Raw genomic sequence first — 14,406 nt, 5'->3', positions numbered from 1 at the left:
ATCAGTCTTTGCTAGAATGCCCCAGGGTCTTGTAGTGACTAGCGGCCATGACGGCTGACGTTTGTGAAATTATGGTGGGTATTGATGAGTCTCGTCAGTTTTGTCCAGTCAACATTGCCATTTTGACCATCTCGGACAGTCGCACCTTGGAGACGGACAAGTCGGGCCAGGTGTTGGTAGGCCGTCTCGAAGCGGCTGGACATCGGCTAGTTCAGCGGCGACTGGTGAGAGATGACTGTGAGGAGATTGTGGCGGTGTTGCGGGAGTGGGTGGCGAACCCGGAGGTGGATGTGGTCATCACGACGGGGGGAACGGGAGTGACGGGCCGAGATGTGACTCCGGAGGCGTTGGCGGAGGTTTGCGAGAAGGAGATTCCCGGTTTTGGGGAACTGTTCCGCCGCATTAGTTATGAGAAAATTGGCCTGTCGGCGTTGCAATCCCGGGCCACGGCGGGGGTGGCGAAGGGAACCTATTTGTTCGCGTTACCGGGGTCGTCGGGGGCCTGTGGTGATGGCTGGGATGAGATTCTCCGTTGGCAATTGGACAGCCGCTATCGTCCCTGTAATTTAGTCTCGTTGATGCCTCGCTTGTCGGAAGGGTGAGCGATGGCCATGGCATGATGGAACTGGGGAAATTAGGTCTAGTTTGAAATTACCAAATGATAGATGAATAGAACTGTGCAATTTTTGTGTCTGCTGTTATTATTGATGAGTCAGTCATTTGGGCGATCGCCACAACAACACGATCTGCTGGGTCTCGATGGTCCCAATTCCAACTGCACCATTTTTAGCCAAATGTCTTCGTTGATGGGTAATATTTTCACAACATCGGACTGTTTCAGTGCAGCAACATAGTCCTGAATGTCAACCCCTAAATCCAGTTTCTTGCGCTTGACCTTAAGAGCAATTTCCCAAATAGAAATTGAGGGGACATACCCGTTTTTCTCTTGTTCCATTACATCACAAGCCTGCTTTGCTGCTTGGGACAACCTTTCTGGGTCTAAACTCCACCAAATCAAGGCACAAGTATCTAGGACAATGCTTAACTGTCTAACCATTTATCTAGTGTGAGTTGAGTTAAATCTTCAAAATACTGAACCTTTCCCCTCATTTTACCAAATAATTCTGCTGTTGTTGGAGATTTTTGGTAAGGGGAGATTTTGAGGATTGGTTGATCATCTTCAGTCACCAAAACGTCCTCCCCTTTTAATTTTATTTGCTCTAGGATTTCTAGGAAGTTACCTGCAATCTGGTTCTTGTCAATGGTTTTCATGGTTATTTACTTTGTTTTAAAAGATACGCTGACAGGGTACAACAAAGCTTAAAGTACAATTTTAACACAACCCGTCTGGCATGAACTTGCTGTACTGAAGAGCCAAAGTGTATCTGAATCACAATCAAGGAGGAACCGATAAGATTCTTTTATCTCAACCTCAATTCCAGATTAGTGTCTTATTCCCTCTTTTCCTTCGACATGGTTATGAGTTCCATAATATCGCAGCACCAGTTTGTCATCCTGTTGCTCACAACTAACTCGCTGACTCAGATTTACACGAAAATGGTCAATTTTTTGATTTTTTGGGGTTCCTTGGTAACGGGTGTAGTTAAAAGCAGGATTCAAAACGCTCGTGTCTCCCTGAGACTCAATTAAAAGTTTGGATACTTTCGCTAAATCTTCTTGAAGCTTTAGCCGTTCAGTGGCGCTCGTGATGGCTTTATAATCTGCTTTAAAAGAATTGCGATAGTCAAAATAGGGGAAGTCCAGTAATTCGGAGGATAGGAGTTGCTTCTTGCACTGATTCCAGACTAACTGCCCCCAAAGGGAAAGCATTACCTCTGGTTCTCCAGTTGGGTAAATCATGGATTCCGGAATCCCCTGTAGCTCTTCCATGGCAATAGTTGCTCCCGCCGCCATCAATGCCAGTTGTCGTTTATAGCGACTCAGTCCCTCGTAGTCAACGGTAATTGGGAGCCGTGGAATTGTGATGAGTTCTGAGTTTTCTCCTTCAAAAATATAGATAATTTCGTCAGCATAAAACATCCCAATGGTGTTTAAGTATCCCTGAAGGCTCTTGAAGCCGCCGACGAGATTAAAACAAATTGTGGCATGGGGATTCTCTTGCAAAGGTTTTATATTTTCTTCTAGCCAGCCGATGAGAGCATCAACGCCATCAGAAAAACTTTGGCTGCTTGCTGTCGAAAGTTGTCCTGGTGCATAAATATCAACTAAAAGTCCTTGAGACAGAAGAAAGTCTTTGACAATCTGTGCGGTGGTGATTCCCTGATAGGTATCTGTTGCAATCAACCAATGAAAATCGCCTTGCACGGATTCTGCCGATAGGTCATCATGATAGAACCCATAAATTCCGTTGAGTTCAGCACTGGCACGGCGAATGGCTTGGATCTTGCTGTTTTGAAGTTTTTGGACGGCTCGCTCTTTCAAGATTGAGATAATTAGTCGGACTTCACTATCATTGGGAAGTTCGGCTTCTTTGAGGTTTGCACTGTCTCGCAGTTTGGGATACCAAGTTTTTTCGTCACTGTCGTTGCGATTGATTTGATTGGTGAGTAGGCTAGTGCCGATGGTGGAGAGGATTGTGGTTTGCATGGTTTTTAGTTCTATAGATTGGTTGAATTGTCTCGTGACTGTTCGGGGATTTGATAGTTGGTAAATCCCATTCCTAGGCGAGTTTTGACCCCAGTTCCGCAAAAGTTAGCGTAGTGAACGAGTAAGTTCGCGACTTGACTAATGAGGGGGTCAGTCCGTCGGGGAATTTGTAGGGTAATGTCGCCGAGAAAGCCAGTGGCAAAGGAGCGATAGATGGCAAAGCGACAGCTTTTGATATTATGGTATTTGAGGGCGATCGCCTCCTCTAAGTAGTCCAACAGGTCATAACTGCCGAGATAGACGGGGGCAAATTCATTCCAGCGATCGAGCCAACTTTGAAAGAGTAAACGGGGAACAGGGAGGGGGAGATAGATGCGTTTTTGGGAGAAGCCGGTGGGGGTGAGAAAGCTTAGGTTAAATTGTAGGTCGGGTTCGGGTTCGTTGGCGATGAGTTCTGTATAGAGTTGGTCGTAACTGGTGATATCCTGTTGGCGATCGCCCACCTGAAATTGAGACCCCAAAAACTCTAAGGTTTCCCCTAAGTCTAGGTTGAAAATGGCTTTGGAGGTCGTCTCAGATAAGCCAGACAGGGAGAGGTGATAGGGGTGTTCTGGATGAAAGGTGACAAATTCGGGGGTGCGGGTGGCGGAACCGACGAGTCCGGAAAAGGTCAAGCTGGGGGTTTGTTGTCCTCCCATGTCTAACCCCAGTCGTTCGTGGAGATGTTTCACCAGTTCTAGGTGGTAGCTACGGGGGAGAACGGCGGTATCTGATGGGGTTAGGTTCCAGTGCGATCGGATGAGCATTATGATGATATTGATTGAGGTTTCACCGAACCTGGAAAATATTTATATCATTCTTTTATAATAAAAAAAACTCATCAACATCAATTCCTTAAGTATTTTAATTGATAACATGAATACATTCTATCAATATGCCTGTGCATTTTTCCGAAACAATGCGACTTCTTCAGGGCTGACAACTTCTTCAGCCTCATCTACTGAGCCGATAACAATTTTTGAGACATCCAATGCTGTTTTTAGTTCATTGCTTCCAATCCAGGTATTTTTCCATAATTCGACCTCCTCGCGATTCACGATTTGACAAATCGGCTCATTACTAAAAAACGTCATATTCATACCTACTGCTCGAGGTTGCGTTACCCGTTGCAACCATATTTCTAGATACCCATTATGAGGAACACGCTTCATTTTCTTAAGTACCTTTTCCCACAACTTAGGTTTCTCATTAGCTGAAGAAAGTGAAATCAAATGACTTAAGATAGCAGCAATAACTGAAAAAGTGCTGGGCGAAACAACTGCAATGTCGGTGGCGATTGCAACTTGTACTTCCAAATCTTCTGGCTTCTCGGTTAGCTTGGATAATTCTATATGAAAATCACTCACTAAACGACGTAATGCACCACTGTTTGGAAAGTTTTGCCCGAATGCATGTAGCCGTAGGAGCTGTTTCTGAACTGTCTTGGCATTTGCACTTCCAAGATCTTGTAGATTAATACCCGCTAGCTTATCTGGCTTAATAGATCCTTCGATAACATTTCTGCTCATGAAAGTCTTTGAATTGCCTAGCCTCATACCGACAGAACGCAATTCATCACTGATTATTTTTAAGATTTCCTCAGCTTTATAATCACTGTTGGTAAATATTCTGTAATCATCACGATATCTTAGAATCTTAAAGTCTCTTGGCTCACCAAGGTTTTCGTAAATTTTCTTGTCAACAAAACCAAGAACAATTTCTGCTATGAAGTCCATCAAAACTGACCCTTGTGAAATACCATTGGTTTGTCCAGATCTACCCGCCTGTATATGATCATCTATTTCGTTGCCAATGAGACTCCTTTTCCTTCTATTCCGTTTAGCATGTTCTATACCATGAAGAGCCCAAGAAATGCTATGTGTGTAAAGCGAGCCATAACAGTCGGTTACATCAGTGTGAAGAACATGACTAAATTCTAGGGAGTAGCTAATAGATTGCTGCTCAACCCTTTGCCACCAGCTTTGTATTTGTGTTGCCACATCTGTTTGATTATCAACTGACATGACTGGGGCACTACAACAGTCCACTGCTCCGCCTTCGAACTCTGAAAACCGTTGAGTAATCAAGTTCCACTTATCAGGGGCACATATCACGTTGATCAACGAAACATAAATAGCTGGATGCATTAGCTCTAAAGGTCTCCAAGCAAACCTCCCATCTTTATTAGAAATAAAGTTATAATTCACATTTTGCAAATTACGAGGATTATTATTGTTAACCTTAAATCCCAAATAATCTTTACCCTTTAATACTTTATCAACATCCTTCAGGATCGGATCAAAGCTGATGTACTCTGGCATATCCCCGTTAAAGTAGCTACTTCCCTTTAAGAAGTGCTGTTTTGCCTCTTGGCTTGAAAGTTCAACTAGCCGCATCATCACTCAAAACTCTCCTACAATATGTAAAGCTATAAATAAAAAAGAATTTTCAAGAACCTGCTTAAATTTTATCAATTTTAATTTCATTAAGAACATAACGACTGAGTTCGTTTTTTTTGAGCTGCATTCACGACTCCGTGGTTTTTTGGACGAACAACGAAAAATCAGGAATTTCATCCATATCTCAAAACCATTTTTACAACAAAATAACGAATCTTCAGCCCTAAGACAAAAAAAATTGGACTACTGCTTGCTTAAACCTAGTGATTAAAAATCTTCTCTGCAACTCTAATGTTGGTTCCAAAGATTTTTTTGTAACACCCCCGTCTTGTCCCTGATGCGAGAGGTTCGAATCAGGGACAAGATGTGGTGAGAGTTGCCAACACGTAACGCATCACGATAGGCAAAAGAAGACGTTGTTCAGAGAGACCCTAAGAAGTTAACAGGGACGCACTCAGGAGCAGTTTCTGAATTTCCGCTAACACCAGGTCAGGAACCGAGCGAGACTGACCGCGAATCCACGGCCCACAAGTCAGTTCCAGGAAAGGTTGCTCCTGATGGACTGTCTCAGCCCTCTCCAATATACTATGAATCACTGCCACTGGAGTCAAATTACCCCGATCGCGGCAAAATTCATGCCAACGTTCCACCTCCTCCGGCTTAGAACTAATAATCAGATAATGGGTACAAGCCTCTAAAATCGGCTGTTTCTCCGGTTGCACCATCCCCCCCACATCGACAATTGTTAAGTCTTTTTGCCGACGTAATGCCAAAATCGCTCCAGAATGGTAAGGAAAAAAGTCCTCCGTTAACCGCCCCTTATTTGCCACCTTAAACCGTTCTGGGTCTTCTCCCGGCGGAAGTTCCAAGGTATAATTTCCCTCCCCGTCCCAATTAGCCCGTTGTAGATAAACATTGGGATTTACTGTTAGTAACGCTTGAAACAAACGATGGGAAAATACACTTTTACCACTATCCGGGGGACCCACCACCATTAACGCTGGATGAAGCCGATCGCCCCCTTGGCCTAACTCAATCACCTGGCCCACCGCCACTCCCTTGCGATGAGTTGCCACCACCACCGCACCCAGCCGGGGATCATTGCAGGCCACCCAAGCGGTCGGATGCAGTTCATGGATGAGGTAGCCATAAAGCCAAATCGGTCCGCGTCCATCGAGAATCACGCCAATCCGAGTATCAATCCCCTGGGGAAGTTCAACCCTCCCCAAATCCTCGGGACTGACAATCTGTTCCGTCAACTTAATCCCTAAAACTTGATACTCCACCCCATCGGGGGATTGACCTCGACGGAGGCTGAATTGAATACCACTGGCGGCGGTTGTCACGGGACTCATCCTCCCTAGGTGTTTATCTATGCTACTCTAACACCCAGGTTGAATTGGGGTCTTCTAAACTATGGTACAACCGGTCGTCCAAGCGCCCACTCCAGAGGTATTACAAGGCTTTGCTGCCGGCCAACTGGCCAATCGCCTGCAACGGTCGATCCGACTCTGGCTGTGGGTCGATCGCCTCTACGGAACCGCCCCCAACTGGTCGATGGACTTACCCAACCCCTTTCGCTATCCCGATGTCCGCGATCGCCTCTTCAGCCCCCGTCACCCCAAAGACGACCACACGGCCGCCGATGCCGTCAGTCAACACTGTGGCGATCGCCATTGTCTCTGTCACAAACAATCTCATCAGCTCCTATTTGCCCCTCAATGGGGTCTCTCAGAACCCCGCTGGCGGGACGAGATCCAATTTCACACCGGACTCAGCCGGGGAGATCTCGACCATATCCTCAAGAGTTGTCCCTTCGCCACCGTTCACCGCTCCCTACGGGACGACCTCAAACAACTGGCCGAGTTAGGATGGCTCAAGGCCCTAGGCTGGGGAAAATTTAAATGCCTATCACCGGCTAAATTGCCGCAACGCTCAGACAACGCTTCAGTCGAGTCCAACCTATTAACGTCCCAACAAATCCGGCAACTGTTGCCCATCCTCGAATCCGTTGCCTTTGTGCAACCGAACCTAGAACTGGTCATTCAAACCCTTTGGCAACATCTCGCCTCCAATGGCTCCAAACCGAGTTCAGATGACCCCCGTATTTTCATCCATCTCGACTATATTCTCCCTCCTGACAGCCAAGATCAAGTTGATACCTATCAAGAACAACTCGAACAACTCTGGCAACTTCCCTCCTCGGGAGTGATTCAGTTTAACTATAGTCTTAGCCAAAGTAAAACCGTCTCCATTGTCACCTATCCTGTCTGTCTTCACTATGTCCGGCGGGCTAAATATCTCAGTGCTTATGGCTGTGACCCCCATGGAACTGTCAATTGGCACAATTACCGACTCGATCGCATCGAGAGCGATCGCCTCACCATTCTCCCTTGGGGCGATCCCCAAATTCCCAGCGCCTTGAAACAGTTACGACGCAACGGCGAACTTCCCCAGGCCGATGTGGTGCGTCGAGAACTCGATCGCGCCTGGGGGTTCAATTTTTATCTTCCCCATGCCCTGCTGTTGATGCGTTTTCCCCGTTCTTTTGCCCAACGCTACGTCGATAACACCCTCCGCCATCCCACCTTCGAGGCGATCGCCTATTCCCAACTCCCCTCCCTCATCGGCGATGTCCTCACCAATCCACAACAGCAGCAAAAAATTTTAAATATTTTGGGCGATCGCTCCCCCGACGATGTCTATTATCGCGCCTGGATTCGTGAAGGCGATATCAATGTCTTGATGCGACTGCGGGATTGGCGACCCAACGGCGAGGTCTTATTACCTCTATCCCTGCGCAGAAAAATGAGCGAAGAAGCTAAACAAGAACTCCGACACTATCAACGTACTTAAGAATTGGTCAGCCCACCGATTGCAAACAGTTAAACCGACGTCGGCGTATTGCTCGCTTCCGCCAACCGTTCCAAACTCTCCTGTTGATCCTGAGTAATACAAGCCTGAACCACTGGTTCAATCTCTCCCTCTAAAACGGAATCGAGATTGAAGTTCTGACCCAAGCGGTGATCTGTGACCCGAGTATCCTTATAGTTATAGGTGCGAATCTTCTCCGATCGCGCCCCCGTTCCCACCTGAGACCGGCGCATCGAGGTCACCGCTTCCTTCTGTTCCCGTAACTTCATCTCATACAGTTTCGCCCGCAAAATCTGTAAGGCGCGTTCTCGGTTCTGTAACTGCGATCGCTCCTCGGTACAAAAAATGCGAATCCCCGTCGGCTTGTGGAACAAATCCACCGCCGTCTCGACCTTGTTCACATTCTGTCCCCCAGCACCCCCAGAACGGGCCGTAGACATTTCAATTTCCTTGGGATCAATTTTAATCTCCACATCATCCACTTCCGGCATCACCGCCACCGTCGCCGTGGAGGTATGCACTCGTCCCCCGGCTTCCGTCGCCGGAACCCGTTGCACCCGGTGAACCCCAGCCTCAAACTTGAGCTTGCTGTACACTGAGTCCCCTTTAATCTCTAAAATCGCCTCCTTAAAGCCTCCCATATCCGCCGGAGACTCACTCAGGAGTTTGACCTGCCAACGTTGGCCCTCGGCATACCGAGAATAAATCCGCACCAAATCCCCGGCCCAAATCCCGGCCTCATCGCCGCCGGTTCCGGCCCGAATCTCCAACATGATGTTCTTATCATCATTGGGATCTCGGGGCAGTAACAACACCTTCAGACGATCTTCGAGGCGTTGAATTTCTCCCTGCAACTCCTCAACTTCCATGACCGCCATCTCCCGCATTTCGGGATCGCCCCCGGAATCCTTCACGACCTGTTCGGCTCCCTTGAGTTCCTGCGTCAACTGCTGCCATTTCTCGTAGGTGAGCACCGTCTCTTCTAGGGAGGCACGGGCTTTGGCGACTTTCTGAAACTCATCGGGGTCCCTGGCCACATCAGGATCGGCCATCCGTTTCGTTAATTCTTGAAACGTTTGTTGAACGGATTTGAGTTTGTCTAGTAAATACTGTTCAGCCATAATGCCCTTGGATGCTCTCTCAGAATGTGACGCTTAATCGGTAATGGAGTTGAGGGTGCGCCATTGAATAAAAAAATAGGGCAGCGATCGCGAAGCGTGGGGGAACCGCAATCGCGCCCAACAAGGCGGGCTAGCTAGGACTGAGAATCGCTTTCTTCACGAGTATCGGTCATGCCATACTTACGCAGGAAGCGCTCAACCCGTCCTTCCGTATCAATAATCTTCTGGTTCCCGGTGTAAAACGGATGATTGCCCGACCAAACATCCACATGGATTTCCGGCTGAGTGGCGCCAACGGTCATCACTAACTCACCATTACAATACACCTTGGCATCGGGATACCATTCAGGGTGAATTCCTTCTTTGGGCATGATGTAAACTCTCTCTTGAATGCTGTGATTGAACAAAAATGACGGCGGTGTCGCTAGATCGGCTAGGGCCCCCCTGCCATTTTAATGTGAATAATTCTCTACGTCCGTCAGCAACCTGGTGTTGACGAAGGAGAACCTCACCCGGCCTCTTAACGTTTGGAGTACTGAGGTGCCTTACGAGCTTTGCGCAAGCCGTATTTCTTCCGCTCTTTGGCGCGGGGATCACGGGTGAGATAGCCCTCAATTTTCAGGGGTTGACGGTTATCGGGATCAAGTTTGCACAAGGCCCGAGCCACTCCGAGACGAATCGCATCAGCTTGTCCGGTTAAGCCACCGCCGTGGACTGTCACCAGGATATCGTATTCATTTTCCAAGCCCAAGGTTTCCAAAGGGGCCTTGGCACTGGAAATATAGGTCGGGTTGAACTGTAAATAGAGATCGCCGGGTTTCTTGTTAACGACGAGTTGGCCATCTCCAGGGACGAGACGAACACGGGCAACGGCTTCTTTGCGTCGTCCGGTTCCCCAATATACAACGCGGTTTTGGTCAGTTTCCATTAGTTCTCTCCAGTATTGGTGTCAATGACGAGGGTTTGAGGCTTTTGAGCTTCATGGGGATGATTCGGTCCCCGATAGACTTTGAGTTTGGTAAACAGTTGCCGGCCGAGGGCTTGTTTGGGCAACATGCCTTTGACGGCTTTCTCAATAATTCGCTCAGGAATACGAGCCTGTAGTTTAGCGAAGGTTTCGACCTTCATCCCACCGGGACGACCGGAGTGGCGGCGATAGAGCTTCTGGGAGCTTTTTTTACCGGTGACGGCTACTTTTTCGGCATTAATGATAATGACGAAATCGCCGACATCCATGTGGGGGGTGTAATTCGCTTTGTTTTTGCCCCGTAGGATTTGAGCCACTTCACTGGCGAGTCGGCCGAGGCGTTGATTCGTCGCGTCAATGACATACCATTGGCGATCGATCGAGTCAACAGGTGGGATATGGGTTTTTGCAGTCATAATCAATGATCCGGCGTGATGGATAAGGGGTCAAATAGGAAGTGAGGCATGGCCTGCGATCGCGCCTCAGGGGGGAACGGACTCTCGGGATAGCCGACATCTAAGAGGCACAGTCCCTTAGCGGGGGCGGCATACTTGACCGCTTCGCGCCGTTCGTGTTTCCAGATGTTCTCGAACTCGTCGAGCGATCGCCGTCCGGTTGCCACTTGAACCAACATCCCCACCAGTAAGCGCATCATGCCATAGAGAAAGCCACTGGCTTGGACTTCTAGGCAGACCACGGGCCCATGTCGCTGGCACAAAACCTCTTGCACATCCACCCAAGAGTGGGGACGAGAGGACCCGGCGCGACGAAAGGCCGAGAGATGATGGCGACCCAGGAGGGGGGTCAGGGCGGCTTGAATCCGCTGTTCATCGATGGGTTCGTGATAGTAATGCCAGACAAACGGCTCGATAAACAGGTTAGGACGGGCTGCGGTGTATAACAGATACCGATAACGCCGCCAGGTCGCAGAAAAACGAGCGTGCCAGTCGAAACTGACGGGGGCCGAGGCGCGAATGAGAATCCCCTCAGGGAGAGAATTATTCAGCACTACAGCCCATTTGTGGGCAGGAATGGGACTGTTGACGTCCACATGAACCACTTGGGCGGCGGCGTGAACCCCGGTATCGGTGCGGCCAGCGGCGTGAATCACCACCGGGTAGCCTAAGACCTTGGCGATCGCCTGTTCTACTTCCTCCTGAACCGTCCGATGATGGGCTTGTCGTTGCCAACCGTAGAAAGGATGACCGAGGTATTGAACTACTAAGGCAACCCGTTGGGTTGGCGTAGGAACGCGATCGCCCATGAACGTTAGACCAGTTCGATAATCGCCATTTTCGCGTTGTCACCGCGACGATTCACGGTGCGCAGAACCCGAGTATAGCCGCCATTGCGACTCCCATAGCGTTCACTAACCCCAGCAAAGAGGGCGTGAACCAGTTGGGGATCGTACATATAGCCCAGGGCCCGACGGCGGGCCGCTAGGGTTCCTTCTTTGGCCAAGGTAATCATATGCTCGGCTTCAGACTGAACAGCTTTGGCCCGGGTTTTGGTGGTGGTAATCCGCCCATGGCGGATCAATTCGGTGGTCAGCGATCGCAAGAGTGCTTTACGCTGGTCGGCAGGTTTGCCGAGTTGAGGGACACGACAAGAGTGACGCATAATACTTTGAGCTAAACAATGAGCGAAACAGTGAACCCAACCTTTGCCCTAGCTGTCGAGCTATGACCGGTCGTGGCTCGACTTAGGCTTTGGCCTTCTCTTGAGGAAGGGTAATCCCCAAACGTTGTTGAAGCGCGTCGATCACCTCCTCCGCCGATTTTTGACCGAAGTTCTTAATTTCTAAGAGGTCTTCTTGGGAGTAATCCAGTAAATCAGCAACGGAGTTGATCTGAGCACGTTTCAGGCAGTTATACGCCCGAACCGACAGTTGCAATTCCTCGATGGGAATTTGGCTGGTGGGGTCTTCGTCGGGGGTGTAATCGTCTTTAAGCGATTCGAGGGTAATATCTTGCAGAGGTGTAAACAACTCTACCAAGATTTTGGCGGCTTGGCTGAGGGCTTCCTGGGGTGAGATACTCCCATTGGTCCAAATTTCCAAGATCAGCCGATCTTTATCGAGGGAGCCACCAATACGCGCGTCTTCTACGGTGTAGTTGACTTTGCGGACCGGCATAAACACGGCATCGATTTGCAGAAAATCCAGGGAACCACCTTCATCACGACTGCGGTCAACGGAACGATAACCGGTTCCGGTCTCAATTTTGAACTCCATCTCCAGGGTTGCCCCTTCAGCCAAGGTCGCAATGTACTGGTTGGCTGAGGTGGGTTCAACCTCAGATGGAAGATCAAAATTTTCGGCACTGACCATGGCCGGTCCCTGAACCATCAGCCGGCCAATGTGCGGCTGACCCCCGTGGTTTTTGAGCACCACCTCTTTCATGTTAAGTAAAATTTCCAGAACATCCTCGCGAACTCCTGGAATGGTGGCAAACTCATGGTTCACACCGGCAATGCGGACAGCCGTAACGGCGGTTCCTTCAATGTTTGACAACAGGACTCGCCGTAGGGCATTGCCAACGGTGGTTCCTTGTCCCCGTTCTAGGGGTTCGACCGTGAACTTGCCATATTGTCCTTGGTCTTTTTCAGTGTTACTTTCAACACATTCAATTTGAAACTGCGCCACGGCGTGACCTCCCGAATACTGATTCCCCATGTGAAGCTGTTAGGCTTAGTGCATCTTGCGTAAGGCTTGACATTTGCCCACAAGTATGCGGCGTGATTGACGATCGCCGGCAACAGCCCTTGACCGTCGGCTGTGTTAGACCCGTCGACGTTTGGGGGGACGACAGCCGTTATGGGGAATGGGGGTAATGTCACGGATGAGGGTGATTTCCAAACCAGCCCCTTGTAAGGCACGGATAGCGGTTTCACGACCGGCACCGGGGCCATTCACCATCACTTCAATTTGACGCATTCCTTGGTCGCCAGCACGACGGGCTGCACTTTCAGCCGCCGTTTGAGCGGCATAAGGGGTTCCTTTTTTGGCGCCCTTGAAGCCACTAGAACCGGCAGAGGCCCAGGAAATCACCTCACCGCGCGAGTCGGTAATGGTGACAATGGTGTTATTGAAGGTGGACTGGATGTACGCTACGCCATTGGGGACGTTACGCTTTTGCTTCCGTGGACCGGATTTTTTAGGTTGTCTCGCCATAATAAATTGTGGTTAGGATTGGGTTTCGCGGTGAGATGGGCCATCTGGCCCCGATTCGAGGATGGGTTTCCCCAACCCTCCTGACCTCTCATGAGGCCCTCAGGAGATGGGGATTATTTTTTCAAGCCGGGTTTTTTCTTCCCAGCCACAGTGCGGCGGGTTCCGCGACGAGTCCGACCGTTGGTGCGGGTACGTTGTCCCCGAACGGGAAGCCCCATCCGATGACGGCGACCGCGATAACAGCCGATATCGACGAGTCGTTTGACATTCATCGTTTCCCAACGACGCAAATCCCCTTCGATTTGGTAGGTCTCTTCAATATGCTGCCGCAGGCTGGCTACGTCACTGTCGCTGAGGTCTTTGACGCGGGTATCGGGGTTTACTCCGGTAGCCGCTAAGATCGCTTGCGATCGCTTCAGGCCAATGCCGTAAATATAGGTCAGTCCAATTTCAATGCGTTTGTCGCGGGGGAGGTCAACTCCTGCAATCCGTGCCATGGTTTTTCCTTATGATGAAATTCGTCGTGTAATGGGCAATCCTGTTGCCGAGGTGGGGGAGTTCTGGCTGGCCCCACCCTCTGGATGAGTGTTTCGGGGTATGATGGGGGTCAGACCTAAGTCCGATGTGAGTCTGAATTTGCTTAGGCTGTTAGCCCTGACGTTGTTTGTGCTTGGGATTGGTGCAGATCACCATAACGCGTCCGCGTCGTCGGATCACGCGACACTTTTCGCACATTTTGCGGACTGATGCTCGAACTTTCATGACTTGGGTTGCAATACTTACAAACTTGATATTATAACTGATTTTCAGTCTTGACGACAGGGAAACTGACTCCAAAGTGGAGTCGTTGCCGAGGCCAAGCTCAGTTGAGATGAGGCCATTCTGAGAGACCCCAGAGAAAGATTGACGGTTATTTTTTCCGCAACCGGTAGGTGATACGACCTTTTTCTAGGTCATAGGGAGTCAATTCGACTTTGACGCGATCGCCGGGCAGAATCTTGATGTAATTGCGGCGAATCTTCCCCGAAATATGGGCAAGAACGTTAAAGCCGTTATCGAGATCCACTCGAAACATTGCATTGGGAAGGGACTCGGTTACGGTTCCTTCCATCTCGATTAGGTCTTGTTTAGCCACGTAGGTCTCCTTTCTGTTCAACACATTGGGGCGCTCGTGAAACGTGCGGGAACCGCAATCGTGAAGCGTGCGGGAACCGCAATCGCTCCCCA

Annotated in this window: 19 protein-coding genes; 2 read left to right on the top strand and 17 right to left on the bottom strand. The window is 49.4% G+C overall.

What is annotated here, in order from left to right; genetic code table 11:
- Positions 1 to 47: 47 nt before the first annotated feature.
- Positions 48 to 602 carry a molybdenum cofactor biosynthesis protein B gene (gene moaB, locus L855_RS10005; RefSeq protein WP_246198793.1) on the top strand — a complete coding sequence of 185 codons (555 nt, stop codon included), beginning with the start codon at positions 48 to 50 and terminating at the stop codon, positions 600 to 602.
- Positions 603 to 712: 110 nt separating this feature from the next.
- On the opposite strand, the gene L855_RS10000 is transcribed toward moaB, so the two are convergent.
- From L855_RS10000 to crn3, 6 genes are all read right to left on the bottom strand, one after another.
- Positions 713 to 1,057, bottom strand: a complete 345-nt coding sequence (locus tag L855_RS10000; protein WP_219729901.1) for a type II toxin-antitoxin system VapC family toxin — start codon at positions 1,055 to 1,057, stop codon at positions 713 to 715.
- Positions 1,042 to 1,272: a type II toxin-antitoxin system Phd/YefM family antitoxin gene (locus L855_RS09995; protein WP_159787515.1), complete on the bottom strand. Its 231-nt coding sequence runs from the start codon at positions 1,270 to 1,272 to the stop codon at positions 1,042 to 1,044. The genes L855_RS10000 and L855_RS09995 overlap by 16 nt, the downstream gene beginning before the upstream one ends.
- Positions 1,273 to 1,443: 171 nt before the next feature.
- Complete coding sequence (locus L855_RS09990) at positions 1,444 to 2,607, bottom strand: CRISPR-associated protein (protein WP_159787512.1); 1,164 nt, start codon at positions 2,605 to 2,607, stop codon at positions 1,444 to 1,446.
- Between the two features lie 11 nt (positions 2,608 to 2,618).
- Positions 2,619 to 3,413 (bottom strand): CRISPR system precrRNA processing endoribonuclease RAMP protein Cas6, encoded by a 795-nt coding sequence (gene cas6, locus L855_RS09985; RefSeq protein ID WP_159787509.1) that lies wholly within the window; start codon positions 3,411 to 3,413, stop codon positions 2,619 to 2,621.
- 123 nt (positions 3,414 to 3,536) lie between these two features.
- Positions 3,537 to 5,045: an RNA-directed DNA polymerase gene (locus L855_RS09980; RefSeq protein ID WP_159787506.1), complete on the bottom strand. Its 1,509-nt coding sequence runs from the start codon at positions 5,043 to 5,045 to the stop codon at positions 3,537 to 3,539.
- A gap of 431 nt (positions 5,046 to 5,476) precedes the next feature.
- Positions 5,477 to 6,400 (bottom strand): CRISPR-associated ring nuclease Crn3/Csx3, encoded by a 924-nt coding sequence (crn3, locus tag L855_RS09975; protein WP_159787503.1) that lies wholly within the window; start codon positions 6,398 to 6,400, stop codon positions 5,477 to 5,479.
- 61 nt (positions 6,401 to 6,461) lie between these two features.
- Here crn3 and L855_RS09970 point away from each other — a divergent pair, with 61 nt between their 5' ends.
- Positions 6,462 to 7,901, top strand: a complete 1,440-nt coding sequence (locus L855_RS09970) for a TIGR03985 family CRISPR-associated protein (protein ID WP_159787500.1) — start codon at positions 6,462 to 6,464, stop codon at positions 7,899 to 7,901.
- A gap of 29 nt (positions 7,902 to 7,930) precedes the next feature.
- Here L855_RS09970 and prfA read toward each other — a convergent pair whose 3' ends face one another.
- The 11 genes from prfA to infA all read right to left on the bottom strand — a co-directional run bounded on the left by prfA (position 7,931) and on the right by infA (position 14,314).
- Entirely contained in the window at positions 7,931 to 9,040 is a 1,110-nt protein-coding gene (gene prfA / locus L855_RS09965) for a peptide chain release factor 1 (protein WP_159787497.1), read from the bottom strand.
- A 134-nt stretch (positions 9,041 to 9,174) separates the two neighbouring features.
- Positions 9,175 to 9,411 carry a 50S ribosomal protein L31 gene (rpmE, locus tag L855_RS09960; RefSeq protein WP_159787494.1) on the bottom strand — a complete coding sequence of 79 codons (237 nt, stop codon included), beginning with the start codon at positions 9,409 to 9,411 and terminating at the stop codon, positions 9,175 to 9,177.
- A 149-nt stretch (positions 9,412 to 9,560) separates the two neighbouring features.
- Positions 9,561 to 9,968 (bottom strand): 30S ribosomal protein S9, encoded by a 408-nt coding sequence (rpsI, locus tag L855_RS09955; protein WP_159787491.1) that lies wholly within the window; start codon positions 9,966 to 9,968, stop codon positions 9,561 to 9,563.
- Positions 9,968 to 10,423 (bottom strand): 50S ribosomal protein L13, encoded by a 456-nt coding sequence (gene rplM / locus L855_RS09950; RefSeq protein WP_159787488.1) that lies wholly within the window; start codon positions 10,421 to 10,423, stop codon positions 9,968 to 9,970. The genes rpsI and rplM overlap by 1 nt, the downstream gene beginning before the upstream one ends.
- A 2-nt stretch (positions 10,424 to 10,425) precedes the next feature.
- Positions 10,426 to 11,271, bottom strand: coding sequence for a tRNA pseudouridine(38-40) synthase TruA (truA, locus tag L855_RS09945; RefSeq protein WP_159787485.1), 846 nt, complete (start codon positions 11,269 to 11,271; stop codon positions 10,426 to 10,428).
- 5 nt (positions 11,272 to 11,276) lie between these two features.
- A complete protein-coding gene (rplQ, locus tag L855_RS09940) occupies positions 11,277 to 11,627 on the bottom strand; it encodes a 50S ribosomal protein L17 (protein ID WP_159787482.1) in 351 nt (116 codons plus the stop codon).
- 82 nt (positions 11,628 to 11,709) lie between these two features.
- Complete coding sequence (locus tag L855_RS09935) at positions 11,710 to 12,651, bottom strand: DNA-directed RNA polymerase subunit alpha (protein ID WP_246198792.1); 942 nt, start codon at positions 12,649 to 12,651, stop codon at positions 11,710 to 11,712.
- A gap of 135 nt (positions 12,652 to 12,786) precedes the next feature.
- Positions 12,787 to 13,179, bottom strand: coding sequence for a 30S ribosomal protein S11 (gene rpsK / locus L855_RS09930; protein WP_159787476.1), 393 nt, complete (start codon positions 13,177 to 13,179; stop codon positions 12,787 to 12,789).
- A 113-nt stretch (positions 13,180 to 13,292) separates the two neighbouring features.
- Positions 13,293 to 13,676 carry a 30S ribosomal protein S13 gene (gene rpsM, locus L855_RS09925; protein WP_159787472.1) on the bottom strand — a complete coding sequence of 128 codons (384 nt, stop codon included), beginning with the start codon at positions 13,674 to 13,676 and terminating at the stop codon, positions 13,293 to 13,295.
- Positions 13,677 to 13,827: 151 nt separating this feature from the next.
- The gene (gene rpmJ, locus L855_RS09920; protein WP_071591960.1) at positions 13,828 to 13,941 is read right to left on the bottom strand and encodes a 50S ribosomal protein L36; all 114 of its coding nucleotides are present in this window, start codon (positions 13,939 to 13,941) and stop codon (positions 13,828 to 13,830) included.
- A gap of 148 nt (positions 13,942 to 14,089) precedes the next feature.
- Positions 14,090 to 14,314, bottom strand: coding sequence for a translation initiation factor IF-1 (gene infA / locus L855_RS09915; RefSeq protein WP_068787970.1), 225 nt, complete (start codon positions 14,312 to 14,314; stop codon positions 14,090 to 14,092).
- Positions 14,315 to 14,406: the final 92 nt, after the last annotated feature.

Source organism: Sodalinema gerasimenkoae IPPAS B-353, from assembly GCF_009846485.1.
GTDB lineage: Bacteria > Cyanobacteriota > Cyanobacteriia > Cyanobacteriales > Geitlerinemataceae > Sodalinema > Sodalinema gerasimenkoae.
The sequence above is the reverse complement of the archived record's forward strand: the minus strand, read 5'-3'. Positions and strand labels throughout refer to the sequence as shown.

Excerpts from the sequence above, each read along its gene's own strand:
- rpmE (WP_159787494.1), bottom strand. The coding sequence starts at position 9,411 with ATGCCCAAAGAAGGAATTCACCCTGAATGGTATCCCGATGCCAAGGTG.
- rpmJ (WP_071591960.1), bottom strand. The coding sequence starts at position 13,941 with ATGAAAGTTCGAGCATCAGTCCGCAAAATGTGCGAAAAGTGTCGCGTG.
- cas6 (WP_159787509.1), bottom strand. The coding sequence starts at position 3,413 with ATGCTCATCCGATCGCACTGGAACCTAACCCCATCAGATACCGCCGTT.
- prfA (WP_159787497.1), bottom strand. The coding sequence starts at position 9,040 with ATGGCTGAACAGTATTTACTAGACAAACTCAAATCCGTTCAACAAACG.
- rpsM (WP_159787472.1), bottom strand. The coding sequence starts at position 13,676 with ATGGCACGGATTGCAGGAGTTGACCTCCCCCGCGACAAACGCATTGAA.
- rplQ (WP_159787482.1), bottom strand. The coding sequence starts at position 11,627 with ATGCGTCACTCTTGTCGTGTCCCTCAACTCGGCAAACCTGCCGACCAG.
- crn3 (WP_159787503.1), bottom strand. The coding sequence starts at position 6,400 with ATGAGTCCCGTGACAACCGCCGCCAGTGGTATTCAATTCAGCCTCCGT.
- L855_RS09970 (WP_159787500.1), top strand. The coding sequence starts at position 6,462 with ATGGTACAACCGGTCGTCCAAGCGCCCACTCCAGAGGTATTACAAGGC.
- truA (WP_159787485.1), bottom strand. The coding sequence starts at position 11,271 with ATGGGCGATCGCGTTCCTACGCCAACCCAACGGGTTGCCTTAGTAGTT.
- L855_RS09995 (WP_159787515.1), bottom strand. The coding sequence starts at position 1,272 with ATGAAAACCATTGACAAGAACCAGATTGCAGGTAACTTCCTAGAAATC.
- L855_RS10000 (WP_219729901.1), bottom strand. The coding sequence starts at position 1,057 with ATGGTTAGACAGTTAAGCATTGTCCTAGATACTTGTGCCTTGATTTGG.
- rpsK (WP_159787476.1), bottom strand. The coding sequence starts at position 13,179 with ATGGCGAGACAACCTAAAAAATCCGGTCCACGGAAGCAAAAGCGTAAC.
- rplM (WP_159787488.1), bottom strand. The coding sequence starts at position 10,423 with ATGACTGCAAAAACCCATATCCCACCTGTTGACTCGATCGATCGCCAA.
- moaB (WP_246198793.1), top strand. The coding sequence starts at position 48 with ATGACGGCTGACGTTTGTGAAATTATGGTGGGTATTGATGAGTCTCGT.
- L855_RS09980 (WP_159787506.1), bottom strand. The coding sequence starts at position 5,045 with ATGATGCGGCTAGTTGAACTTTCAAGCCAAGAGGCAAAACAGCACTTC.
- rpsI (WP_159787491.1), bottom strand. The coding sequence starts at position 9,968 with ATGGAAACTGACCAAAACCGCGTTGTATATTGGGGAACCGGACGACGC.
- L855_RS09990 (WP_159787512.1), bottom strand. The coding sequence starts at position 2,607 with ATGCAAACCACAATCCTCTCCACCATCGGCACTAGCCTACTCACCAAT.